This is a genomic window from Streptomyces sp. NPDC004658 (genome assembly GCF_040609555.1).
Classification (GTDB): Bacteria; Actinomycetota; Actinomycetes; order Streptomycetales; family Streptomycetaceae; genus Streptomyces.
In genome coordinates, this window is sequence record NZ_JBEXKG010000077.1 from 1 (window position 1) to 21,460 (window position 21,460).

22 protein-coding genes are annotated in these 21,460 nt (G+C 74.1%); 7 read left to right on the top strand and 15 right to left on the bottom strand.

The genetic code is table 11. The features are described 5' to 3' along the window. Nucleotides 1-1,385: amidohydrolase family protein (locus ABZV94_RS24265; protein WP_356343556.1), on the bottom strand; the 1,385-nt coding region annotated here is incomplete at its 3' end. Between the two features lie 25 nt (nucleotides 1,386-1,410). Continuing rightward, nucleotides 1,411-2,871, bottom strand: a complete 1,461-nt coding sequence (locus ABZV94_RS24270) for an APC family permease (RefSeq protein ID WP_356343558.1) — start codon at nucleotides 2,869-2,871, stop codon at nucleotides 1,411-1,413. A gap of 254 nt (nucleotides 2,872-3,125) precedes the next feature. Between ABZV94_RS24270 and ABZV94_RS24275 the strand changes: the two genes are divergently transcribed. The 3 genes from ABZV94_RS24275 to ABZV94_RS24285 all read left to right on the top strand — a co-directional run bounded on the left by ABZV94_RS24275 (nucleotide 3,126) and on the right by ABZV94_RS24285 (nucleotide 5,141). Then, complete coding sequence (locus tag ABZV94_RS24275; RefSeq protein ID WP_356343560.1) at nucleotides 3,126-3,740, top strand: TetR/AcrR family transcriptional regulator C-terminal domain-containing protein; 615 nt, start codon at nucleotides 3,126-3,128, stop codon at nucleotides 3,738-3,740. Nucleotides 3,741-3,987: 247 nt separating this feature from the next. Continuing rightward, nucleotides 3,988-4,170 (top strand): hypothetical protein, encoded by a 183-nt coding sequence (locus ABZV94_RS24280; RefSeq protein ID WP_356343562.1) that lies wholly within the window; start codon nucleotides 3,988-3,990, stop codon nucleotides 4,168-4,170. An 80-nt stretch (nucleotides 4,171-4,250) separates the two neighbouring features. Then, complete coding sequence (locus ABZV94_RS24285; protein WP_356343565.1) at nucleotides 4,251-5,141, top strand: SDR family oxidoreductase; 891 nt, start codon at nucleotides 4,251-4,253, stop codon at nucleotides 5,139-5,141. 24 nt (nucleotides 5,142-5,165) lie between these two features. Here the strand turns inward: ABZV94_RS24285 and ABZV94_RS24290 are convergent, their stop codons facing one another. The 7 genes from ABZV94_RS24290 to ABZV94_RS24320 all read right to left on the bottom strand — a co-directional run bounded on the left by ABZV94_RS24290 (nucleotide 5,166) and on the right by ABZV94_RS24320 (nucleotide 11,093). After that, complete coding sequence (locus ABZV94_RS24290; protein WP_356343567.1) at nucleotides 5,166-6,257, bottom strand: phosphotransferase; 1,092 nt, start codon at nucleotides 6,255-6,257, stop codon at nucleotides 5,166-5,168. A 114-nt stretch (nucleotides 6,258-6,371) separates the two neighbouring features. After that, entirely contained in the window at nucleotides 6,372-6,971 is a 600-nt protein-coding gene (locus ABZV94_RS24295) for a 2'-5' RNA ligase family protein (protein ID WP_356343569.1), read from the bottom strand. Next, nucleotides 6,968-8,254, bottom strand: coding sequence for a SpoIIE family protein phosphatase (locus tag ABZV94_RS24300; RefSeq protein ID WP_356343623.1), 1,287 nt, complete (start codon nucleotides 8,252-8,254; stop codon nucleotides 6,968-6,970). Before ABZV94_RS24300 ends, ABZV94_RS24295 begins: the two co-directional genes overlap by 4 nt. Then, the gene (locus ABZV94_RS24305) at nucleotides 8,251-9,054 is read right to left on the bottom strand and encodes an alpha/beta hydrolase (RefSeq protein ID WP_356343571.1); all 804 of its coding nucleotides are present in this window, start codon (nucleotides 9,052-9,054) and stop codon (nucleotides 8,251-8,253) included. The genes ABZV94_RS24300 and ABZV94_RS24305 overlap by 4 nt, the downstream gene beginning before the upstream one ends. Nucleotides 9,055-9,174: 120 nt before the next feature. Continuing rightward, nucleotides 9,175-9,453, bottom strand: coding sequence for a hypothetical protein (locus ABZV94_RS24310; RefSeq protein ID WP_356343625.1), 279 nt, complete (start codon nucleotides 9,451-9,453; stop codon nucleotides 9,175-9,177). Nucleotides 9,454-9,619: 166 nt separating this feature from the next. Next, on the bottom strand, nucleotides 9,620-10,393 hold the full coding sequence (locus tag ABZV94_RS24315) for a polysaccharide deacetylase family protein (RefSeq protein ID WP_356343573.1): 774 nt from the start codon (nucleotides 10,391-10,393) through the stop codon (nucleotides 9,620-9,622). 544 nt (nucleotides 10,394-10,937) lie between these two features. After that, nucleotides 10,938-11,093, bottom strand: coding sequence for a DUF6131 family protein (locus ABZV94_RS24320; protein ID WP_014676832.1), 156 nt, complete (start codon nucleotides 11,091-11,093; stop codon nucleotides 10,938-10,940). Nucleotides 11,094-11,436: 343 nt separating this feature from the next. On the opposite strand from ABZV94_RS24320, the gene ABZV94_RS24325 reads away from it, so the two are divergent. After that, a complete protein-coding gene (locus tag ABZV94_RS24325; protein WP_356343576.1) occupies nucleotides 11,437-12,309 on the top strand; it encodes an SGNH/GDSL hydrolase family protein in 873 nt (290 codons plus the stop codon). 25 nt (nucleotides 12,310-12,334) lie between these two features. Here the strand turns inward: ABZV94_RS24325 and ABZV94_RS24330 are convergent, their stop codons facing one another. After that, nucleotides 12,335-13,807, bottom strand: coding sequence for an oxygenase MpaB family protein (locus ABZV94_RS24330; RefSeq protein WP_356343578.1), 1,473 nt, complete (start codon nucleotides 13,805-13,807; stop codon nucleotides 12,335-12,337). Then, complete coding sequence (gene uppS, locus ABZV94_RS24335; RefSeq protein WP_356343580.1) at nucleotides 13,804-14,550, bottom strand: polyprenyl diphosphate synthase; 747 nt, start codon at nucleotides 14,548-14,550, stop codon at nucleotides 13,804-13,806. Before uppS ends, ABZV94_RS24330 begins: the two co-directional genes overlap by 4 nt. A 337-nt stretch (nucleotides 14,551-14,887) precedes the next feature. Between uppS and ABZV94_RS24340 the strand changes: the two genes are divergently transcribed. The 3 genes from ABZV94_RS24340 to ABZV94_RS24350 all read left to right on the top strand — a co-directional run bounded on the left by ABZV94_RS24340 (nucleotide 14,888) and on the right by ABZV94_RS24350 (nucleotide 18,160). Continuing rightward, nucleotides 14,888-16,048, top strand: coding sequence for a serine hydrolase domain-containing protein (locus tag ABZV94_RS24340; RefSeq protein ID WP_356343582.1), 1,161 nt, complete (start codon nucleotides 14,888-14,890; stop codon nucleotides 16,046-16,048). Further along, complete coding sequence (locus ABZV94_RS24345) at nucleotides 16,045-17,604, top strand: alpha/beta fold hydrolase (RefSeq protein ID WP_356343584.1); 1,560 nt, start codon at nucleotides 16,045-16,047, stop codon at nucleotides 17,602-17,604. The genes ABZV94_RS24340 and ABZV94_RS24345 overlap by 4 nt, the downstream gene beginning before the upstream one ends. Before the next feature lie 73 nt (nucleotides 17,605-17,677). Next, entirely contained in the window at nucleotides 17,678-18,160 is a 483-nt protein-coding gene (locus ABZV94_RS24350) for a carboxymuconolactone decarboxylase family protein (protein WP_356343587.1), read from the top strand. Between the two features lie 119 nt (nucleotides 18,161-18,279). On the opposite strand, the gene ABZV94_RS24355 is transcribed toward ABZV94_RS24350, so the two are convergent. The 4 genes from ABZV94_RS24355 to ABZV94_RS24370 all read right to left on the bottom strand — a co-directional run bounded on the left by ABZV94_RS24355 (nucleotide 18,280) and on the right by ABZV94_RS24370 (nucleotide 21,420). Next, complete coding sequence (locus tag ABZV94_RS24355; RefSeq protein ID WP_356343589.1) at nucleotides 18,280-19,161, bottom strand: DMT family transporter; 882 nt, start codon at nucleotides 19,159-19,161, stop codon at nucleotides 18,280-18,282. 302 nt (nucleotides 19,162-19,463) lie between these two features. Further along, nucleotides 19,464-20,165: a DUF2071 domain-containing protein gene (locus ABZV94_RS24360; protein WP_356343627.1), complete on the bottom strand. Its 702-nt coding sequence runs from the start codon at nucleotides 20,163-20,165 to the stop codon at nucleotides 19,464-19,466. 97 nt (nucleotides 20,166-20,262) lie between these two features. Then, a complete protein-coding gene (locus ABZV94_RS24365; RefSeq protein WP_356343591.1) occupies nucleotides 20,263-20,544 on the bottom strand; it encodes a hypothetical protein in 282 nt (93 codons plus the stop codon). Nucleotides 20,545-20,604: 60 nt separating this feature from the next. Then, a complete protein-coding gene (locus ABZV94_RS24370; RefSeq protein WP_356343594.1) occupies nucleotides 20,605-21,420 on the bottom strand; it encodes an ABC transporter permease in 816 nt (271 codons plus the stop codon). Between the last annotated feature and the right edge of the window lie 40 nt (nucleotides 21,421-21,460).

Consider the following 21,460-nt stretch of genomic DNA (forward strand, 5'->3'; position numbering starts at 1 on the left):
TCCAGCGCCTGCGCCGCCGTGAGGCCCGGGCGGTGCGCGGCCGCGCCCTTGGGCCGGCGGGCGGTCGCCAGAACGGCCCGCACGTCGTAGTGCGCGATGGGCCAGTCCGAGCCGAGGGCGACCGTGGCCCCGGCCTCCCGCAGGTCCCGCAGCCGCCAGGCCCGTGCGGCCCGGTCACCGCCCAGCCGGCGCGACCACTCGTCGGTGCCGTCGTCCCGGGTGTACCCGGTGTGCGGCGGTTGCAGGGACGCGGCGATCCCCAACTCGGCGAACCCCGGCAGGAGTTCGTCGGGTGCCGTCTCGATGTGCTCGATCCGGTGCGCGCCGTGCCCGCTCGGCCCGAGCGAGGCCACGGTGTCCAGGACGTGCCGGACGGCGGCGTCCCCGATGGCGTGCGTGGCCGTGCGGACACCGGCCGTGTGCAGGGTGCGCACCGCCTCGGCGTACGCGTGCGGATCCGGCCAGAACGCGTCGGTGCCCTGACCGTGGCAGTCGGGGTGCTCCAGCCAGGCGGTGCCGCCCTCCACGGTGCCGTCCATGAAGAACTTCACCCCGCCGACCACCCAGTGCCGGCCGCCCCGGCCCTGCGCCTCGATCAGCTCCCGCAGGGCGTCGGCGTCCGCGCCCGGCATGCACCAGGGCGCGAACCGCAGCCGCACCGGCAGCACCGTCTCCCGCGCCACCGCCGCCACCAGCTCCAGGTCGCCACCGTCCATCACGTGCGCGCCGGTCAGCCCGGTCGCGGCCATCGCGGACAGCAACTCCAGCAACCGCGCGCGCCGTTCGGTGTACGACGGCCGGGGGGCGACGGCCGCCACCAGGTCCATCGCCGCGTGCTCCACCAGGTGCCCGGTGGGCCGGCCGGACGCGTCGCACACCACCTGCGCGCGCTGGTCGAAGACGCGCGGCCCGGTCACCCCGGCGGCGGCCAGCGCCGCGCCGTTGGCGAGGGCCGAGTGGCCGTCGTACAGGCGCAGGAAGGCCGGGGTGTCCGCCAGGACGTCCGCCACCAGCTCGTGGTGGACCGGGCGGCCCTCGAACGCGTTGTGGTCCAGGCCGTAGCCCACCACCCAGCCGTCCACCCGCTCGGCCCCGGCGAGGGCCGCGCGCAGTCCGGCCAGGTCCGTCACCCCCGACAGGTCCGTGCCGGTCGCCATGTCGAGCCCCCACACCGGGTGGCTGTGGGCGTCGACGAGGCCCGGCACGAGGTGCGCGCCGTGCAGATCGGCGACTTGGGTGCCGGGTCCGCGCCAGTCCCGTACGTCGTCCGCCGTCCCCACCGCGGTGATCACTCCGTCGCGCAGGGCGACGGCCGTGGCGGTGGGGCGGGCCGGGTCGAGGGTGCGGACCCGGGCACCCGTGAGGATCAGATCGGCAGCGGGCATGCCATGAACTCCTATGCGAACGAGGCTACTTGGTGGTCTCTGTGCCGAACGCGGCGTAGACGTCCGGGCGGCTGCGGCGCAGCCACCACGCCAGCGGCAGCCCCAGGGCGAAGACGGCGGGCGCCACGGCCACGAGCAGTACGTTCACGGCCGGGGTCGCGGCGGTGAACAGGTCGATGTGGCTCACCACCAGCGCGATCGCGGTCGCCAGCAGCACGGCGGCGAGGACCGGCGCCACCATCGTGCGCACGGCGCCCTCCGTGTGGCGGACCCGCCGGAACCAGCAGGGCACGGCGATCGCGGCGAGCAGCTGGAGCAGCAGCAGCCCGATCATTCCCGGGGTGTTCACCCACAACAGCAGCTGTTGGTACGGGTCGGCGCCGGCGGCCCAGAACACGAGGACGACCAGCGCGCCGAGGGCGGTCTGGGCGATGCCGGCGACGTACGGGGAGCGGTGGCGGGGGTGGACACGGCCGAGCCGGCGGGGCAGCACCCCCTCCTCGGCCAGCGCCAGCGCGTAGCGGTTGATCGCGTTGTGGAAGGCGAGCAGGGACGCGATGACGCTGGTGACGATGAAGACGTGCATCAGATCGGCCGCCCAGCCGCCCACATAGGTGGTGATGGCGGTGAAGAACAGCCCGGCCGGGTCCTTGCCCGCCGCCCGTACGACCTGCTCGTCGCCGAACGCCTGGACCGCGATCCAGACGACGAACGCGTAGAACAGGCCCAGGAATCCGACGGCCGCGTACGTGGCGCGCGGGATCGTACGCTCGGGGTCGCGGGCCTCGCGGCGGTAGATGACGGTCGACTCGAAGCCGGTGAACGCCGCGAAGGCGAAGGCCAGGACGGCGGCCGTACCGGGCACGAACACGTGCGCCGGGGCCAGCGAGGCGAGGGACAGCCCGTGGGCGCCGCCCTTCAGCAGGACCCCGCCGGCGAGCAGGACGAGTATGCCGGTCTCGGCGACGAGCAGGACGCCGAGCACCTTGGCGCCGAAGTCGATGGAACGGAAACCGCCGTAGCCGATCAGCAGCAGACCGGCCAGCGACACCGGCAACCAGGGCACGTCGGAGCCGAACAGGGAGTGCAGGGTGTCGCGGGTGGTGGTGGCGAGGAGGCCGTAGACGCCGATCTCCATGCCGTTGTAGCCGATCAGGGCCAGCAGGGCGGCGCCGATGCCGACCGGGCGGCCGAGGCCGCGGGTGATGTAGGCGTAGAAGGCGCCGCCGCTGGTGACATGGCGGCTCATGGTGGTGAAGCCGACGGCGAAGACGGCGAGGGTCAGCCCGGCCAGGAGATAGCCGACGGGCGCGCCGATGCCGCCCGTCAGGATGGCGAGCGGGGCCACCCCGGCCATGACGGTCAGGGGCGCGGCGGCGGAGACGACGAAGAAGGCGATGTCGGCGGTGCCGAGGGAGCCGGACCGGAGGCCGGGCGCGCCGGACGGCGCGTCCTCCTCGGGGAGTTCGGTGGTGGTCGCGGACATGCGGGGGAGCCCTTCTGGCGGCGGAGGGGAGGGGATCCCGGTGGTGGGGCAGCCGGGTTCGCGGGCGGGGGCCGGGTGGGCCGTCCGGGCCGGTGTGTTCCGGGGCGCGCGAGGGTGGCGGGCGCCCGGAGCGGGAGCCCTGTGGGATGGCGGGCGTCCGGAGCCGTAAACCTAAAGGCTTTCGGTTTCGGCAATGTAACCTGCCGTTGGGCATCCGGGAAGACCTCGACACGACTTCAGGGGGACCGCTGACCATGGGACGGCCGCGCACACCGCTCCTCGACCGCGAGCGCATCACCACCACGGCGCTCCAGCTGATCGACGAGACCGGTGACTTCAGCGTCCCGGGGATCGCCCGCCGGCTCGGCACGCAGACCGGGTCGGTGTACCACCACGTGGACGGCCGGGACGGCATCGTGGAACTGCTGCGCGAACGCGTCTGCGCCGCGATCGACCCGGCCACGCTGGAGCTGACCCCCTGGGACGCGGCCGTCGAGGCCTGGGCCCGCTCCTACCGGGCCGCGTTCGCCGCCCACCCCCGGGTGATCCCGCTGCTCATGACCTCCCCCGTCCGCGCGCCCCGGGTCCTGGAGCAGTACGAGCGCGCGGTCGGCGTGCTGCTCGACGCCGGCTTCGACCGGTCCGAGATCATGCCGCTGGTCATCGCCCTGGAGAACCTGGTGCTGGGCTCGGCCCTCGACCTCGCCGCCCCGGAGACGATGTGGGAGCTGACGGACCGCGTGCCGACGCCCCGCCTCGCGGAAGCGCTCGCGGCGGTCGGCGACGGCCGCGCCGACCGGGCCTTCGAGGTGGGCCTGACGGCGTTCCTGAACCATGCGCGGGCGCTCCGCGCGGGGGCGGGGCGGTGACGTTCCGGGCGCGGGTGCGGTGACGTCCCGGGTGCCGGTGCGTCGTGGTTGCTCGCGCAGTTCCCCGCGCCCCGTCGGGGCGCTCCCTGGGTCGCCGGCGGTGCGCACCGGATCACCCGGACAAGCGCGGCGGGAAAACCGCCGTACGGGTTTCCCAGTACCGGCAGTAACATGATCACCTGGTTCCGGGTGTACCAGTCAGTCAACTCGGCGCCGTCCCCGCGGCGCGCCCTGCCCGGAGAAGTCCATGTCTTCTGTCAACGACGCGTTGGACGACGCGCGCTTCACCTACGAACAGCACATGCGGACCTGCCGCCAGTGCCACGCCGACGCCGCGCCCTGTGCCGTGGCGAAGCACCTCCTGCGGATCTACAACCTCGCCCGCAGGGACCGGATGCGGGCCGGCGGCCCGCACTCGTCCACGGCCTGACCTGCGCCGGCCGCTTTTCGCCCGTCGCGACGGGGGAACCCGGACGCCTGTCCCGTCCCCCCGAGACGCAGGAGGCCACTGTGACGGACCAGCAGGGTGACCGTCCGAACCCGGTCACACAGCACGCCCGCCCCGACTTCCCCTCCCAGGACCAGCCGCACCCGGGCTGGACCGGCCCGATGGACCCGCCGCCCGACCACGGCGAGGAGTCCTACCGCGGCTCCGGCCGCCTCGACGGCCGCAAGACCGTGATCACGGGAGGGGACTCCGGCATCGGCCGGGCGGTGGCGATCGCCTTCGCCCGCGAGGGCGCCGACGTGCTCTTCACGTACCTCGCCGACGAGGAGGAGGACGCCCGCGAGACGTCCCGGCTGGTGGAGGACGCCGGACGCAAGGCGGTCGCCGTGTCCTGCGACATCCGCGACGAGGACAACTGCCGGTCGCTGATCGACCGGGCCGTCGCCGAGTTCGGCCACATCGACGTCCTCGTCAACAACGCCGCCTACCAGATGTCCCAGCCCGACGGCATCGAGGCGATCAGCACCGAGCAGTTCGACCGCGTGATGCGGACGAACCTGTACGGGATGTTCTGGCTGACCAAGTTCGCCCTGCCGCACATCCCGGCGGGGGGCTGCGTCATCAACTCCACGTCGGTGCAGGCGTACAAACCCAGTCCGCACCTGCTGGACTACGCGATGACCAAGGGCGCGATCGTCACCTTCACCCAGGGGCTGGCCCAGATGGTCGCCGAACGCGGCATCCGGGTCAACGCCGTCGCCCCGGGGCCCGTGTGGACCCCGCTGATCCCGTCGACGATGCCCGACACGGCGGAGTTCGGCAAGCAGAGCCCGCTCGGCCGTCCGGCCCAGCCCGCCGAGCTGGCCCCCGCCTACGTGTACCTCGCCTCGCCCCAGGCGAGCTTCATCACCGCCGAGATCCTCAACGCGACCGGCGGTACCCCGCTGCCCTGACCGGCGCGCCGCCGCGGGGAGCGGTCAGCCGGCCCGGAACGGCGGCTCGACCAGGAGCTCCAGCAGCCACGCTGCGCTCTCCGCGGCCCCCGGCTCGGTGCCGCCGGAGGCGTCCGGGAACATCCGGCCCCAGGAGGCGGCCCGGCCCAGGGCGCTCAGCCGCCAGGCGAGTTCGGCCGCGCGCCGCAGCCCGGCCGCCGTGCGCCCCCCGCCCGTCCACGGCTCCAGATAGGCGTCGAGCAGCCGGGGCAGCACCTGCGGCCCGTAGCGGTCGCAGGCCCGCTCGACGGGGACCCGCAGGCTGCAGAACGGGTGGGAGACGGCGGCGTCTCCCCAGTCGAAGAAGGTGAACCGGCCCGGTGCCGGACGGAACAGCTGGCCGTCGTGCAGGTCCGCGTGGTCGAGCGTGTCCGCGATGCCGGCCGAGGCGAGTTCGGCACACCAGTCCGCGACCCGGGGCCGCAGGCGCTCCAGCCGGGCGCGCTCGTCCGGGGCCAGCACGGGGTTCCCGGCCAGCAGCTCGTCGAACACCTCGGGCAGGGCGAGGGTGCGGGCGGCGGGGACACCGAGCCGCTCGATCTCGGACGCGTACGGGACCAGGTCGTACTGCATGCGCGCGTACTGGCGCAGCAGGGCTTCCCAGCCCCCCGGTCCGACCGGCTCCCGGTCGAGCACGGTCCGGAACAGATCACCGCCGTCGGGGAGCAGCGCCCAGCCGCGCTCGGCGTCGACGGCCAGCGGGCGCAGCACATGGTCCGGCACCCAGCGGGCCAGCGCGGCGGCCAGCGGCCCCTCGAAGGCGCTGGCCGGCGGATTGGCCTTGAACCAGACCGCGGCCTGCCCGTCGACGGTCGCCCGCTGTCCCGGGAGGGCCGACGGCTCCCTCGTGGCACCCGCCGGCGTCCCGGCGTGCCCCCGCCCGCCGACCGGTACCCGGATCAGCACGGACCACGGACGCAGCCGTACCTCCAGGGCGCCCTCACCGCGCAGGCCGTGCGCGGTGAGATGGCCGGCCACCCAGTCCAGCGCCGTGGCACGCCAGGACTCCCGCTCCCACGGCGTCACCGCGTCCGGGTAGCGCCCCCGGTCCACCACCGTCGCGTCATCCACTCGCATCGCCCCATCCCAGCATCGAGCCGCAGGGCCGGGCCAGCGGTTTTCCCGGTGCCGCCCGCCACGGCCGGGGCGGCTGCGAGGGAGGATGCGGGCCCGGCACGCCGGGAGGGCACCTCAGTACTCCCGCGTCCGGTGCACGCCGCCCGTGCCCAGGGTGATCACGGCTCGCGGGCGCATGGGCCCGTCGTCGCGCCGGGAGAGCAGGACGACCTCCCCGACCACCGCCGACAGCGTGCCGAGCCGCGCGGCGCACTCGGCGGCCAGGCGGCCCGGGTCCTGGGTGCGGCCGAGGGACAGGTGCGGGGTGAAACGCTCCCCGCGTCCCCGGCAGAGCGGGAACCGCAGCCTCAGCTCCCGGTGCAGACGGGCCCACGGCGCGGGGCCGGCCGCGGCCGGGTCGAGCCACACCGTGGCGTAGTGCCGGTGGCGGAAGGAGCGCACTCCGGCCAGGCGCGCCGTGAACGCCGTGCTCCGTGCCGCCCCGGCGGAGAGCAGCGGTACCGCCCGCTCGAACTCCTCCTCCGGTACGAAGCCGAACAGCAGGTTCACGTGCGGCGGCCACCGTCGTACCTGCGGATCGTGTTCCTGGCGGATCTCCTGGATCGCCGGCCAGAGCTCCGGCGGCGGCAGCCACGCCACCGCGGTCCGCGGCGTCGGCGCCACCCTGAGCGCGTCCGCGGGCTCGGCCCCGCCGGAGGCCGCGTACCCGTTCACCCGGCCGTGCTCCCGGACCGGGCGGTGCCGGGGCGGCCTGGGCGCCCCAGGGCGAGGAGGGCCGTGTCGTCGTCGAGTCCGTCGCCGAAGCTGACGAGCAGGCGGACGAGGGCATCGATCACGGTGCGCGGGTCCGCGGGCGCGAGCTCGGTGGCGAACGAGTGCAGCGCGTCGTAGCCGTACAGGTCGCTCTTCTCTCCCGCGCGCGCCTCGGTGAGGCCGTCGGTGTACAGCAGCAGCGTGTCACCGGGGTGGAGAGCGGTGCGCACCGTCGAGAAGGACGCTTCGGGGAAGGCCCCGATCAGCAGTCCGCCAGGGGTCGGCAGGTACTCGGCCCGGCCGTCCGCCCGCAGGAGCAGCGCGGGCGGGTGACCGCCGGAGGCCAGCAGGACGCGGACACTCCGGCCTGCGGATTCCAGGACGCCGAACACGGCGGTGCAGTAACGCGGTTCCCCGCCGGCGTAGCGTTCGAGCAGGGCCGAGTTGAGGGTGGACAGGACGGCCTCGGGATCGCGTCCGTGCAGGGCAGCGGTGCGCAGGGTGTAGCGGACGAGGGAGGTCGCCGCCGCGGCCTTCGGGCCCTTTCCGCAGACGTCCCCGAGGAAGAACGCGAAGCGGTCCTCGCCTAGGGGGAGGAGGTCGTAGAAGTCACCGCCGAGCCGCATCGGGGAGGCCGTGTGGTAGTAGGCGGCGGTTTCCACACCGGGCACCTCCGGCAGACCGGCCGGGAGCAGGCTCTGCTGGAGGACGGCCAGGGCCTCGCGCAGCTGTTCACGGTCGGCCTCCGCCTGGCGGCGGGCCTCCTCGGCCGCGCGGCGGGCGCGCAGCAGCTCGGTCTCGTAGGCACGCCGGTCGGTGGCGTCGAAGACGGTCGTGCGGATCAACAGCGGACGGTCGTCGGCGCCGCGCTTCACGGTCGACGTGATCAGCACCGGGAGCCGGGACCCGTCCGCGGCCTTCATGTCCAGCGCTATGCCGCCCGCACGGCCCTGCATGCGCAACAGCGGTGCGTAGTGGGTCTCGTGGTACAGCTTGCCGCCCACGGTCAGCAGGTCGGCGAAGTGCCTGCGGTACACGACCTCCTCCCGGGAGAGGCCGAGCCAGCCCAGCAGCGTCTTGTTGACCTTGACGATGGTGCCGTCCATCAGCGTGGACAGGTAACCGCAGGGCGCGGACTCGTACAGCTCCTCCGTGCTGTCCTCCAGCAGGGCGGCGACATCCCTGCCGAGGTGCGGCCACGCCTCCCCGGGCGGGCGGGGGGCTGGGCCGGAGCCGGACATCAGGCCAGGTCTTCCAGGAACGTGGTGATCGCCCGCGTGGTGGCCTCCGGCGCGCTCAGCTGTGGGCAGTGACCGGTGGCGGCCAGGGTGACCAGCCGGCTGCCGGGGATGGCGGCGTGGACGTACGCCCCGACCTCCCGGGGCGCGATGACGTCCTGTTCGCATTCGATGACCAGGGTGGGGACGGCCACTGTCTTCAGGTCCTGACGGGTGTCGGAGAGGAACGTGGTGCGTGCGAAGACGCGCGCCATGTCCGGGTCGGTCGCGCAGAAGCTGTTGGCCAGCTCCTCGCCCAGTTCCGGCCGGTCGGGGTTGCCCATGATGACCGGGGCCATGGTCGCGGACCATCCGAGGTAATTGGCCTCCAGCGAGTCCAGCAGCTCGTGGATGTCCGCCGCGCTGAAGCCGCCCCGGTAGTCGTCCTCGTCGATGTACGACGGTGACGGGCACACCATGACCAGGGAGCCGATGCGGTCCGGTATCGCCGCGGCGGCCAGGACGCCGACCATGGCGCTGACCGAGTGGCCCACGAACACGGCGTCCCGCAGGTCCAGCTCCTCGCACACGTCCACCGCGTCCCGGGCGTAGCCGTCCAGGGTCGCGTAGCGCTCCTCCCGCCAGGCGCCGAGGTCCGAGCGGCCGGAGCCGACGTAGTCGAACAGCACGACCCGGAAGTGCTGCGCCAGGGCGGGTACGACGAGGCGCCACAGGTTCTGGTCGCAGCCGAAGCCATGGGCGAGGATCACGGTCCGGCCGGACGGTGGCCCGACGACCCGCACGTTGTTCCTGCGGAGGATGCCCATCTCCCCATCCTCCCACGTCGGCGGCCGGACCCGGTGGCCCCGCGTCGGCCGGCGGTCCCGGCCGACGGGCGAGGACGCCGGGCAGCGCCGCCCGCTGTGGCGGCGCTCCCGCCGACGCGTTCAGCTTGCCTTCTGCCGCTCCCGGAGCTCGTGCACGTTGGCCGCGGTGAGGGTGCCGTCCTGCTGCTCGTAGTGGGAGAGGGCGAGACCCAGGCCGAAGAAGGTGGGTGCCCACTCGCCGACGAAGATGCCCCAGCGGTCGGCGCGGTCGAGGCCGGTGCCGGGTTCCATCTTCAGAGAGCCTATCCAGGCGGCCACCGTGAGGCCGATGGAGGCCATGCCGGCCATGTAGGCGTGCTCGCTGCGGATGCCCATCTCGTGCATCTTCTTGATGATCATGAAGTTCTCCACGTGCCGGTGGTACGGGTGGTGCAGTCGCTTCGACACCCACCCGATTGCCCGGTTTGCCGAAAGGCATGTCCCTTTCATGGCGTTTTGTGGTGTTTCTTGATTGTCGATTCAACGGGCCCGCGAGGAAGGGCACGACGGCCGAGCGGTCCGGCGGTCAGCGCACCGGGAAGCCGCAGGCGTACCCCTGCTGCCTCAGCCAGGGCAGCAGGGTGCGCAGCGCCGCCACCGTCTGGGAGCGGTCGCCGCCCGCGTCGTGGAAGAGGATCGTGGGCCCGTTGGGCAGCTCCCGCTCGACGGTCGCGATGATCGCGTCGCTGCCCGGCCGCTCGAAGTCCTTGGAGTCGACGTTCCAGCCCAGCGGCCGCATCCCGTGCGAGGCCGCCAGCTTCCGGCTGTACGGGGTGAACGCGCCGCCCGGGGCCCGGTAGTACAGGGGGCGTACCCCGCCCGACGCCTTGGTGATCTGCCGCTCGGCGTCCTCGATCTGCTGCGCCTGGTAGGCCTGGGACTTGGTGTCCATGGTGGTGTCGTGCGACACCGTGTGGTCGCACAGCCGGTGCCCGGCGGCCACCACCTGCCGCACCAGCTCCGGGTGCGCCTCGGCCTGGGTGCCGACCATGCAGAACGTCGCCTTCACGCCGTTCTCACGCAGCACTTGGAGCACCTGCGGGGTCCAGACGGGGTCCGGGCCGTCGTCGATGGTGATGTTCACCGCGTGCTCGCCCCGGTCGGAGGCGTGGGCGATGGTGACGGACACGTGCTGCGCCTCGGGCGCCGCCGCCCGGGCGGATGCGCGTGGTGCGTCCGGACCGCCGCCGGTCTGGCCGGCCTGCGCCGTCCACACCGAAGTGGCGGCGGCGACCGCCGTCACCCCGACCGCCGCCGCGACCACCCGGCCGTACCATCCCCGTCCCCCATGCCGCGCCATGTCCGTCCGCCCCCTGCCGTGCCGATCCCTGTGCCGTGCTCTGCGCACCCGGTGCACTTGGCAGGACGGCCGGGACCGAGCCGGGGATCCGCCTGTTACGGATCACGGACAGTTCCGAGGCGCGTCCGGGACAGTCGCCGGCCGCCGAAGCCGGAAACCGCGGGGCGTCCTCTGTGTGGGGTTCTGGGGGGCAGGTGTTGACCGCAGAGATGGATACGGGCGCGCTTACCGGACGGGCGCGGCGGACCGGGATGCGGCTATCCGGTGGGCGGCCGGCGTAAGAGGAACTGCTCGGCCGGTGACGTCGGCATGGGCTGTGCAGGCCCGACGGGCTACGAAGCCCGCGTCGCTTGGAGGGCGGAAGGGTGAGACGGCAGACGGCGACGGACATGGACGACGCGCGGCAAGCTCACCGTGTCCTGACGGAGCGTGAGGTCGGGCGGGGCATCGTCACCTCCGCGCCGAGGGCCGCGCATACGCCGCCCGGCGGGCGCGCACGCCCGCCGGGAGGGATCACAGGTGGCCGCTCGTCCGGAGCGGCCGCTCACCAGTAGTGACGGCGGCCGGCGACCGCGTGGCCCATGGACCCCATGATCCACAGGATGGCTCCCACCACCAGCAGGATGACGCCGATGGTCCACAGGATCGATATGCCGGTGATGAAGCCGATGATGAGCAGGATGATGCCGAGGGCGATCATGACGTGCCTCCAGCCGATGACGGGGCTCCTGCTCTTCGAGTGCCCCCGAATCGCCCGCTCTATCAGTCCGCTCCGACTTTCAAGAAGTTCTGTCGGCCGTGTTGACTCGGCGATGCGGCGGCCTCACATTACCTAGCGGTAGCACCCTGTGGTAACCGCACCGTAACCCCACGGCCGGCGTCTCGCGGTCGCCCCCGTCGCGTCGTCCCGCGCTCCGCGGCCCTTCGCGTCGTCCCGCACGCCCTTCGCTCGATCGAGCCGCCCTGTTCCCTCGCCCCACCACGCCCATGGCACCGCCATGCCCGTCTGCCCTGTGTCCTGTCCCGAGAGGGGAGAGCACCGCATGCCCGTACCCGCCCTGCGCCGAGTCCTCACCGCCGCCTCCGCGGCCGTCGGCGCACTGGTCCTCGGCCTCGGCACGACCCCCGCCCAGGCCACCACCCCCCTGAACTACGCCGCCCTCGGGGACAGTTACAGCGCCGGCTCCGGTGTCCTCCCCGCCGACCTCACCAGCCCGCTCTGCCTGCGCTCCACGGCCAACTACCCCCACGTCCTCGCCGCCCGGACCTCGGCCCGGCTGACGGACGTGACCTGCGGCGCCGCCCAGACCAAGGACGTCACCGAGGCCCAGTACCCGGGTGTCGCCCCCCAGGCCGACGCGGTGACCGCCGGCACCGACCTGGTCACCCTCACCCTCGGCGGCAACGACAACGGCACCTTCATCAACGCCATCACCGCCTGCGGCACCGCCGGGATCCTCAGCGGCGGCAAGGGCAGTCCCTGCAAGGACCGGTACGGCACCTCCTTCGACGACGAGATCGACGCCCGCACCTATCCCGCGCTGAAGTCCGCCCTGCGCAGCGTCCGCGCCAAGGCTCCCCAGGCCCGGGTGGCGGTACTCGGCTACCCGTGGATCACGCCCGCCACCGCCGACCCGTCCTGCTTCCTCAGACTGCCCGTCGCCACCGGTGACGTGCCCTACCTGCACGCCCTCCAGGCGCACCTCAACGCCGTGGTCCGGCGGGCCGCCGAGGAGACGGGGGCCACCTACGTGGACTTCTCCGAGGCCTCCGCCGGGCACGACGCCTGCCAGGCCGCCGGCACCCGGTGGATCGAGCCGCTGCTGTTCGGGCAGAACGTCGTCCCGGTCCACCCGAACGCCCTCGGTGAGCGGCGCATGGCCGAACAGACCCTGGACGCCCTCGGCCTCGGCTGACGGGCGCCGCCGCACCGGGGCCCGCTCAGGCGTCGGCGAGCAGCGGGTCGTAGGGCGTGGAGCGCTCCCGGCCCGACATGAAGGCCAGGAAGTCCCGTACGAAGGCGCCCCGCGCGTACGTGCCGTCCCCGCCTGCCATGTCCCGCCGGAACCCGGTGCGGAACAGCGCCCGGTACTCGTCCGCGTCGACGCGCTGGTCGCCATCGGCGTCGGTGACGTCGAAGAGGACCTCCGCGACCCTGATCAGTGCCGGGCCGGCGAGCGACGGCACGGCCGCCGCGTACTCCCGGGCGCTGACGCGGCCGTCGCCGTCGGTGTCGAGAGCCGCCTGGAGCTCCCGCCACCAGCCGGCGAAGGCGTCGTAGAGCCGCGTCTCCTCCGGCTCGTCCAGGTCGAGACGGCCGGCCAGTTCCCGGGCCATGGCGGCGAGGTCGGGCCAGTCCAGGTAGCCGTCCCCGGTCTGGTCCAGCACCGCCGCGAAGAACTCCTCCGCACCCCGCCGTGCCGCGCTTCCCGCGTCGGGGTCAGGGTCCTCCGAGGGGAGGGGCGTGATCAGCCGGACGAGGGCCCCGGCCCGCTTCATCCGGTCCCGCAGCGCGCTGATCGTCCGGGCCCGGGGGTCGTCGCTGTCGGGGGAGAGGGAGAGCAGGTCGACGACGGCGTCGGTCCGGATCAGGCCCTCGGGGAGGAACCGCGCGAGGCCGACGGCCAGGTAGGCGCTCTGCATGAGGGTCTGGGCGCCGGGCAGTTCGGGCAGTCCCGCCCGCCGCCGGAAGGGCTCCGGCAGGGACGCCACGGTGATCACACCGATGAGCGGCCCGGCGAGCGCGCGGCCGGCCGCCCACAGCGTGGGCACACCGTGTAGCAGCGGCGGCGCGGGCAGATGGTCGAAGAGCCGGTAGAGGATGACACGCATCGCCTCCGTGTTCTCCAGCCGCTCCTCGACGACCCGGTCGTAGTACGGCCAGAACTCCTGGACGGTGGGCGGAAGACGGCCGGCGTCACCGTCCAGCAGGGCCAGGTAGGACCGGAATCCGGCGTACAGGTGCTCGATGGCGTCCTGCTCCAGGGGCTGTCCGCTGAGACGGCACATCGTGACGCTGCTCTCGAAGAGCGTCGCGACCACCCAGGCCCGCACCTCGGGGTCCATCGCGTCGTAGGGCCGGTCGTGCGCGTCGGTGCCGTTCAGCCGGGCGTGCAGCCGGTTGAGCCGCGCCGCCTCCCTGCGCCGTACCTCGTCGTCGGGCCCGAACATGCGCTGGAGGCTGACGACGGTGTTGCGCAACCGTCGCCACGGGTGTGTCACGAACGTGGAGTTGTCGATCAGGGCCCCGCCGATCTGCGGGTGCGCCGCCTCCAGCACGGTCGCCCGGACGATGGCCAGTGCCCAGCGCGGATCGTTGAAGAACGCGTGGAACCGGCCGCCTTCGTCGAAGAGTTGGCCGGCACCGCTCCCGGCGCCGGTGTTCCTGGGCTTGTTGCCGCCGGTGTCCGTCACGGTCGTCGTTCTCCGTTCGCGTCGGGCGCCACGCCGCCGAAGCGGCGGTCGCGCTGCTGGTAGGCGCGCAGGCACTCCACGAAGTGCGGCGCGCGGAAGTCGGGCCAGAGCACCGGCGGGAACATCCATTCCGCGTAGGCGACCTGCCAGAGCATGAAGTTGGAGATGCGCTGTTCCCCGGAGGTCCGGATGACCAGGTCCACGTCGGGGGTGTCGGGGAAGGGCAGATGGGCGGCGAAGCTCCGCTCGTCCACGGCGTCGGCCCGCACCCCGCTGCGGATCAGGGACCGTGCCGCCGCCACGATGTCCCGGCGCCCGCCGTGATCGAAGGCGACGGTCAGTGTCATGCCCCGGTTCTCGCCGGTCAGCGTCATCAGATCGGCGAAGTCCCGGGCCAGCGCCGGGGGGATGCGCGGATCGGCCACCCCGAGGAACCGGCAGCGGATCCCGCGTGCGTGCAGCAGCGCGGCGTGCTTGCGCACCACGCGGCGGACGAGTCGCATCAGGAAGTCGACCTCGGCGCTCGGGCGCTGCCAGTTCTCGGTGGAGAACGCGTACAGGCTCAGCCACTCCACGCCGGCCGTCCGCGCCGCCTCGATGACGTCGATCACCGTCGTCTCCGCCGCGCGGTGGCCCGACGTACGCGGCAGCGAACGCCGCTCCGCCCAGCGGCCGTTGCCGTCCATCACGCAGGCCACGTGCCGCGGCACCCTCCGGGCGGTGCTGCTGCCCTCAACCGTCACGCCTGCCCCCCGCAGCGATGAGCGGACCCCCTCGTCCCGTCCAGGGTGTCAGTCCCGGGTTCCGGACACGGCACAACGCCCGCCGTTCACCTTTGGCACGGCTGTCCGAAGGGTGGGAGGCGCGTGCGGGGGCTCGCCTCCGGGCGCGCGCTGGTGCTGGCCCCCGCCTTGAAGCGCCTGCCCGCCGGAGTGAGCGCGTGCCGGGCGGTGCCTAGCGTCAGGGGGCATGGCGATCTCCTTACCGGGTTCCGTACCGCGTCCATCGGGTTCCGCATCCCGTCCACCGGGTTCCGTACCGCGTCCACCGGGCTCCGCACCCCGTCGGCGTACCGGCCTCGTGGCCCTGGCCACGGCCTGTCTGGTGGCCGCCGTCGCACCGGCCGCCGCCGCGCAGCCGCCCCCGGACACGCCCCGCGCCTGCGGCCCGAACCCTGCGCTGAGCCGGTCCGTGCACCGCCTCGTGGCGCACGACCGGATCACCGGTGCCGCGGTCCTGGTGACCGACGCCGACCCGGGCGCCCCCTGCGCCCGGCGGACCGCGACCGACGGCGTGGCCGAGCTGCGCACCGGCCGCCCCATGAACACCGCCGACCGGCTCCGCGTCGGCAGTGTCACCAAGACGTTCACCGCGACGGTCGTCCTGCAACTCGCCGCCGAGCGGCGGCTGTCCCTGGACGCGCCCGTCGAGCGCTACCTGCCGGGACTGATCCGCACCGGCGGGTACGACGGCCGCCGGATCACCGTGCGGCAGCTCCTGCAGCACACCAGCGGGCTGCCCGACTACCTCGACGCACCCGAGTGGCAGCGCATCGAACGACTGCGGTACCGCCACTTCGAGCCGCGCCGGCTCGTCGCCCGCGCCCTGCGGCTGCCCCGCCCGGAGCACACCTGGCACTACGCGACCACGAACTACCTCGTCGCCGGGCTGATCGTGCGCGAGGTCACAGGCCACAGCCCGGAGTCGGAGATCACCCGCCGGATCATCGCGCCCCTGGGACTGCGCGACACGTACTGGCCGGGTGACGAGACCCGCATCCGGGGCCCGCACTCGCACAGCTACTTCACCGCGGACGACGGCCGCCGGGGCGACGGCACCGCCTGGAACACGACCTTCGGCGGGGTCGGCGGGGCCCTGGTGTCCACGCCCGCCGACCTGACCCGGTTCGCCCGCGCGCTGCTGACCGGCCGGCTGCTGCCCGCGCCGCAACGCGCCGAGATGCGGCGCACGGTGGCCGCCGACCCCGACCGGCTCTGGCCCGGCGCCCGCTACGGGCTCGGCCTGATCTCCTCACCGCTGTCCTGCGGCGGCAGCTGGTGGGGGCACGCCGGGACCGTGCCCGGCGGCCACCGGGCGCTGGTCGCCACCGGCCCCAACGGCCGTACCGTCGCCGTCGCCCTGAACGAGGTCCCCGCCACGCTCCGGGCCGAACAGGACTTCCTCGCCGTCGTCGACACGGCCCTCTGCGAGGGCCCGCCCGCCGAAAGGACCCCCGCGTGACCCACGCCCCCTCCCGTCGTCGCCTCGCCTCCCGCGTCCCGGCGGCCGTCGCCCTGTCCCTCGCGGGCGCACTGGCCCTGGGTGCCGTGCCCGCGTCGGCCGCCCCGTCCCGGCCGGCCACCGATCCCCTCGCCCGCTACCACCACCAGCACCTCCACTGGAAGAGCTGCCGGCTCGGCCCCGACGACGCCACCGGCAAGGAACTCGACGAGGCCGGCGCCCGATGCGCCGACGTCACCGTGCCGTTGGACTACACCCGCCCGGACGGCCGTACGATCACCGTCGCGATATCCCGGATCCGGGGCACCGACACCGCCCATCGCGTCGGCGCGCTGCTGCTCAACAGCGGCGGCCCGGGCGGACAGACGCTCGGCGACCCACCGTGGGTGCGCAAGGCCATGAAGGACGTCGCCGCACGCTACGACGTGGTCGGCGTGGACCCCCGCTTCGTCGGCCGGAGCACCACGCTGGACTGCCACTGGCCCACCGGCAGCATGATCCGCGGCGCCGGCACCGGCCGTGCGGGCTTCGACCGCATGGTCGGCTTCTCCGCGGACCTCGCCCGCCGCTGCCGTACCCACGCCGGGGACCTGCTGCCGTACGCCACCACCCGCGACACCGCGCGCGACATGGACGTGATCCGGGCGGCGCTGGGCGAGCGCAGGATCTCCTACCTGGGCTACTCCTACGGCACCTACCTCGGCCAGGTCTACGCCACGATGTTCCCGCACCGCACCGACCGGGTCGTCCTGGACGGCGTGGCCGACCCCGCCCGCTACGGTCCGCGGCTGCTGCGGGGCACGGAGGAGGCCAACCTGCACGCCCTGCGCGACTGGGCCGGCTGGACGGCCGCCCACCACGCGGCCTACGGGCTGGGGCGCACCCGCGGCGCCGTACTGGCCACCGTGGAGGCGGTCCGGTCGGCCGCCGCCCGCTCGCCCCTGCGCGTCGGCGACCACCGGGTGGACGACCACGTCCTGCCCGTCCTCGTCTTCAGCGGCCTCTCGCAGGACAACCCGACGGCGTACGGCGACTTCGCCCGGGGGGTGCGGGACCTGCGACGGGCCGCCGACGGCCGGCGGGTCACGCCCTCGCCGTGGCTGGCCTCGGCGCTGGAGTTCGTGCTGACCGGCCAGGAGTCCGCCTACGGCAGTGCGCAGACCGCCATCCTCTGCGGGGACGTGGCCGCGCCGCGCGACCCGGAGACGTACTGGCGCGACCTGCGGCGCGCGGGGGGCCGGGACAGGCTGTTCGCGCCCGTCACGGACAACATCAACGCGTGCGCGTTCTGGGAGCCGCCGCGCGAACGCCCGACGGCGATCCGCGACGACCTTCCGGCCCTGCTCGTCAACGCCACCGGCGACCCGCGCACCGTCTACCCCATGGCCGAGGCGGTGCGCCGGAACTGGCCCAGCTCGCGCCTGGTGACCCTGCGCGGAGCGGACCAGCACGCGGTGTACGGCGTCTTCGGCAGCCCGTGCGTGGACGGCGCGGTCAACGGCTACCTGGCGACCGGCCGCCTCCCGTCCGGTGACCTCACCTGCCTTGTTCCCTGACCGTCCTGCCGCCCTCCGCGCCGGCCGTGATAGTTTCAAGTTCAACAAAACGTGCCACCCGGAGGAGCCCAGGTTGACCAGTCCCGTCCCGGCCGGCGCCGCCCGGCGGATCTACATCGACAAGCAGAGCCCCAAGGCGTACCACGCGCTGGTGCAGACGTCCGAGGCGGTGCGCGGGGTCGCCGCGGACGCCGGCCTGGACCGCGTGCTGGTGGAACTGGTCAACCTCCGCGTGTCCCAGCTGAACGGCTGCGCCTACTGCCTGCACCTGCACACCCGGGCGGCGCTGCGGGCGGGAGACACCCCGCAGCGCCTGGGCGTGCTCGCCGCCTGGCGCGACACCGATCTCTTCACGCCCGCCGAGCGGGCCGCCCTGGACCTCGCCGAGGCGACCACGGCCGCGGCCGACACCGCCGCGCAGGACGCCGCCTACGCGGCGGCGCGGGACGTCCTCACCGACGACCAGATCTCCGCCGTGATCTGGGTGGCCGTCACCATCAACGCGTTCAACCGGGTCTCCGTCATGAGCCGGCACCCGGTGCGGCCCGAGCAGTGAGCGGGCGGACACCGCGCGCGTGCGTCGCCCGGTGCCGGGCGCGCCGGCTCCGGACCCTGCGGGAGGCGCTGACGTGCGACGGCGGAGGGGCGCCGCTCGTCGCCGCTCCCTGAGCCGCCTCACGTCGCGGGGTGCCCCTCCCCGGCCGGGACCGGCAGTACGACGATCCGCTGGACGGCCCGGCTGAGCACCAGCACGCCCGCCACGATCATGAGGGCCCCGCACGCCTCCGGCAGCAGCCACCAGCCCGTCCGGATCCGCTCCCCGAACAGGAAGACGCCCAGGGACAGGCTCACCACCGCGTCGCCGATGGTCAGCGCGGGCTGCGCGGCGGCCAGCGGGCCGGCCTGGAGCGCGTTCTCCAGCAGGATCACGGAGGCCGCCCCGGCCAGCGCGAAGCCGTACGTCTGCCACGACCGAAGGAACGCCGTGAAACCGTGGTCGGCGAACGTGCCGGAGGCCGACTTCAGCAGGGCGGCGGTCAGGGCGTTGCCCGTCGCGGACGCGGCCGCCAGCAGCGCGGCGCGCCGGGCCGGCAGGTGCCCCCGGCCGGCCAGCAGGACGGCCCCGGCCATCAGACCCAGGCACACGCACAGGGCCGGGATCCAGCGGACCAGCCGCGCCTGGTCGGTGGCGCCGTGCGGCGCGGCGGCGACGAGCAGGAGGGCGAGCCCGGCGACGCAGCCGCCCACCCCCCACCAGCCCCAGGACGGCAGCCGTCGGTGCATCAGCGGGCCGGCGACGAGCAGCGCGAAGGGCAGCTCCAGGATGAACAGCGGCTGGACCAGCGCGAGCGGGCCGTTGACCAGGGCCAGGCTCTGGAACAGGGCCGCGCAGACCACCCCGGCCATCCCGATCAGCCAGACCGGCCGGCGCGCCAGCTCCGCGACCAGCCGGATTCCCCTGCCCCGGGAGACGGACGCCGCCTTGCGCTGGAAGGCGGTGCCCACGGCGTTGCTCGCCGCTCCCGCGACGGCGAACGCCGCGGCCAGTTCGATCACGACCGTCTCCCGCCTGCGGATCGGTCTCCCGGAGGAGTCTCGTGCCCTCCCAGCCTACGGAACAGCACGGCCCCCCGCGGGTTCGCCGGTGTCTCCTCGCGCCGGGTCGCGGCGGGGCCCGCCGGCCGGCACCCGGAGGGCCACGCGGTGACCGGGCCGGTCGAGCGCGGGGCCGTTGGCGCCCGGCGCAACCGCCGCTCCTTAACGGTGTCCCTGCCGGGCCCGGGCCCGCTCCAGGAGCGTGGCGGGACGGTTCGTCACGCGCCCGCTTCGTCCATGCCCGGGGCTCGCGGACGCGGGGACTACGGCGCGCCGTCGCCCGCGCCGCGGGCCGGCCGCACGGGGCGCGAGATGCCGAGGCGCACCTTGTGCACGCCGTCCGAGTAGTGCACGAGCGGTGCGGTCGTGGGCGGCGCCAGCCCCGCCGCGCGGGTGAGGGTCTGCTCGACGGTGTCGAGCCGTGCCGCGCGCACCGGCCAGGGCACGTGCTCGACGGGCGTCTCCCAGAGCGCGCCGAACCGCCGGGTGAACGCCCGCCACCGCGAGGTCAGCCACACGTCACGGGGGCCGGGCCGCACCGGCTCGCCCGGGCGGACGGCGATCTCGTAGGAGGGCCCGCCGCCCCGCCGGGCGCCCGTGTAGCGCACGGCGTCCCCGCGCCGCGCCACCTCCAGCCGGCCGACGTGGTACGGCACACCGACCGCGCGGGCGGCCAGCATCACCGGGGAGGACACCTCGATGGACAGGAACCACAGCCCGTCCCGGCCGTTCCGGTCGCGCACATAGGTCCGCAGATTGGTCTCGGGGAACGAGGGCAGTGCCAGGGGGAGTCCGGGCGGGCGCACATCGGCCATGACGAACGGGGTGAGGCTCACCCACGCGGCACCCTCGAACGTGTCCGCCACCAGGCCGTCGGGCAGCAGCCGCTGGACCTCTTCGGGCGGGTACGCCCAGTGCACGAAGGTCTGGGTCAGCCAGCCGGCACGCAGCGCGGGCAGGTGCACGCGCTGCTCTGCTCCGTACGAGACCACGCGCACCGAATCCCCCGGCGGCCCGCGCCCAAACCCGGGCCGCGGTCCGGCATGCCCGGGGCGTGCCGGCTCAGGTGGCCCGGGTGCCGCCCCCGCGGCGGATCCGGCCGAGCAGGTCCCGGTGGTAGGCCGCGAGCTGCCCGGCGGGCACGGGGGCGGGGCTGCCGGCGAGCGTGTACCAGATGTCGCTGCCGGAGTGCTGGATGGCGACGCGCACGCTGTGACCGTCGGAGCTCAGGATGGTCGCGACGGTGAGGTCGCCGGTGATGACGCCGGCCTCGTCGGTCATCGCGCCGCCCGGGCCGGCGGTGACCCGGTCGACGTAACGGGTGATGGCGGGAGGGTTCTTCATGGGCGCAGGTTCGCATCGGCCCGGCCCCCGGGGCCCGCACCGCGCGGGTGTCGCCGCCGTTCACACCCGGCTGGACGTCGCCGTGTCCGCCGACAGCCGCTGGGCGAGGTAGATCGGGATCACCGACAGCAGGACGAGGACGGCGGCCACGACGTTCACCACCGGTGCCTGTTGCGGCCGGGTCATGTTGTCGAAGATCCAGATGGGCAGGGTCTCGATGCCCGGCCCCGCGGTGAACGTGGTGACCACGATCTCGTCGAAGGACAGGGCGAAGGCGAGCAGGCCGCCCGCCAGCAGCGCGGAGCGGACCAGCGGGAAGGTGATGTCCACGAAGGCGCGGAAGCTGGTCGCGCCGAGGTCCATGGCCGCCTCCTCGTACGAGCCGGACGTACGGCGCAGCCGGGCCACCACGTTGTTGAAGACCACGACGATGCAGAAGGTGGCGTGCCCGACGATCACGGTGAACAGCCCGAGCCCCACGCCGAGCGGCTCCAGCACCGTGCTGAAGGCCGAGTTGAGGGCGATGCCCGTGACGATGCCGGGCAGCGCGATGGGCAGCACCACGACGAAGGACACCGTGTCCCGGCCGAAGAAGCGGTGCCGGGCCACGGCGAACGCGATCAGTGTGCCGAGGACCAGCGCGACGGCGGTCGCCCCCAGCCCCGCCTTCACCGACACCCACAGGGCCTCGCGGGCACCGGAGTTGTGCGCGGCCACCGACCACCAGCGCACGGTGAGGCCCGGCGGCGGCCAGCTCGCGCTGCGGTCCGGGTTGAGGGAGTTGACCAGGACGAGCAGCAGCGGGACGTAGATCACCGCGAAGCCGAGCCCGGCGCCGATGCGCAGGGCGATGCGCGCGGTGCGGCTGAGGTGCATGGCGCTCTTCTTCTCCAGCTTCCGACGGGTGTACGGGCGG

Bases quoted from the DNA above. Each gene is read 5' to 3' on its own strand.
- ABZV94_RS24275 (WP_356343560.1), top strand. From the start codon at position 3,126: ATGGGACGGCCGCGCACACCGCTCCTCGACCGCGAGCGCATCACCACC.
- ABZV94_RS24305 (WP_356343571.1), bottom strand. From the start codon at position 9,054: ATGGGCATCCTCCGCAGGAACAACGTGCGGGTCGTCGGGCCACCGTCC.
- ABZV94_RS24370 (WP_356343594.1), bottom strand. From the start codon at position 21,420: ATGCACCTCAGCCGCACCGCGCGCATCGCCCTGCGCATCGGCGCCGGG.
- ABZV94_RS24325 (WP_356343576.1), top strand. From the start codon at position 11,437: ATGCCCGTACCCGCCCTGCGCCGAGTCCTCACCGCCGCCTCCGCGGCC.
- ABZV94_RS24365 (WP_356343591.1), bottom strand. From the start codon at position 20,544: ATGAAGAACCCTCCCGCCATCACCCGTTACGTCGACCGGGTCACCGCC.
- ABZV94_RS24280 (WP_356343562.1), top strand. From the start codon at position 3,988: ATGTCTTCTGTCAACGACGCGTTGGACGACGCGCGCTTCACCTACGAA.
- ABZV94_RS24290 (WP_356343567.1), bottom strand. From the start codon at position 6,257: ATGCGAGTGGATGACGCGACGGTGGTGGACCGGGGGCGCTACCCGGAC.
- ABZV94_RS24270 (WP_356343558.1), bottom strand. From the start codon at position 2,871: ATGTCCGCGACCACCACCGAACTCCCCGAGGAGGACGCGCCGTCCGGC.
- ABZV94_RS24315 (WP_356343573.1), bottom strand. From the start codon at position 10,393: ATGGCGCGGCATGGGGGACGGGGATGGTACGGCCGGGTGGTCGCGGCG.
- ABZV94_RS24320 (WP_014676832.1), bottom strand. From the start codon at position 11,093: ATGATCGCCCTCGGCATCATCCTGCTCATCATCGGCTTCATCACCGGC.
- ABZV94_RS24310 (WP_356343625.1), bottom strand. From the start codon at position 9,453: ATGATCATCAAGAAGATGCACGAGATGGGCATCCGCAGCGAGCACGCC.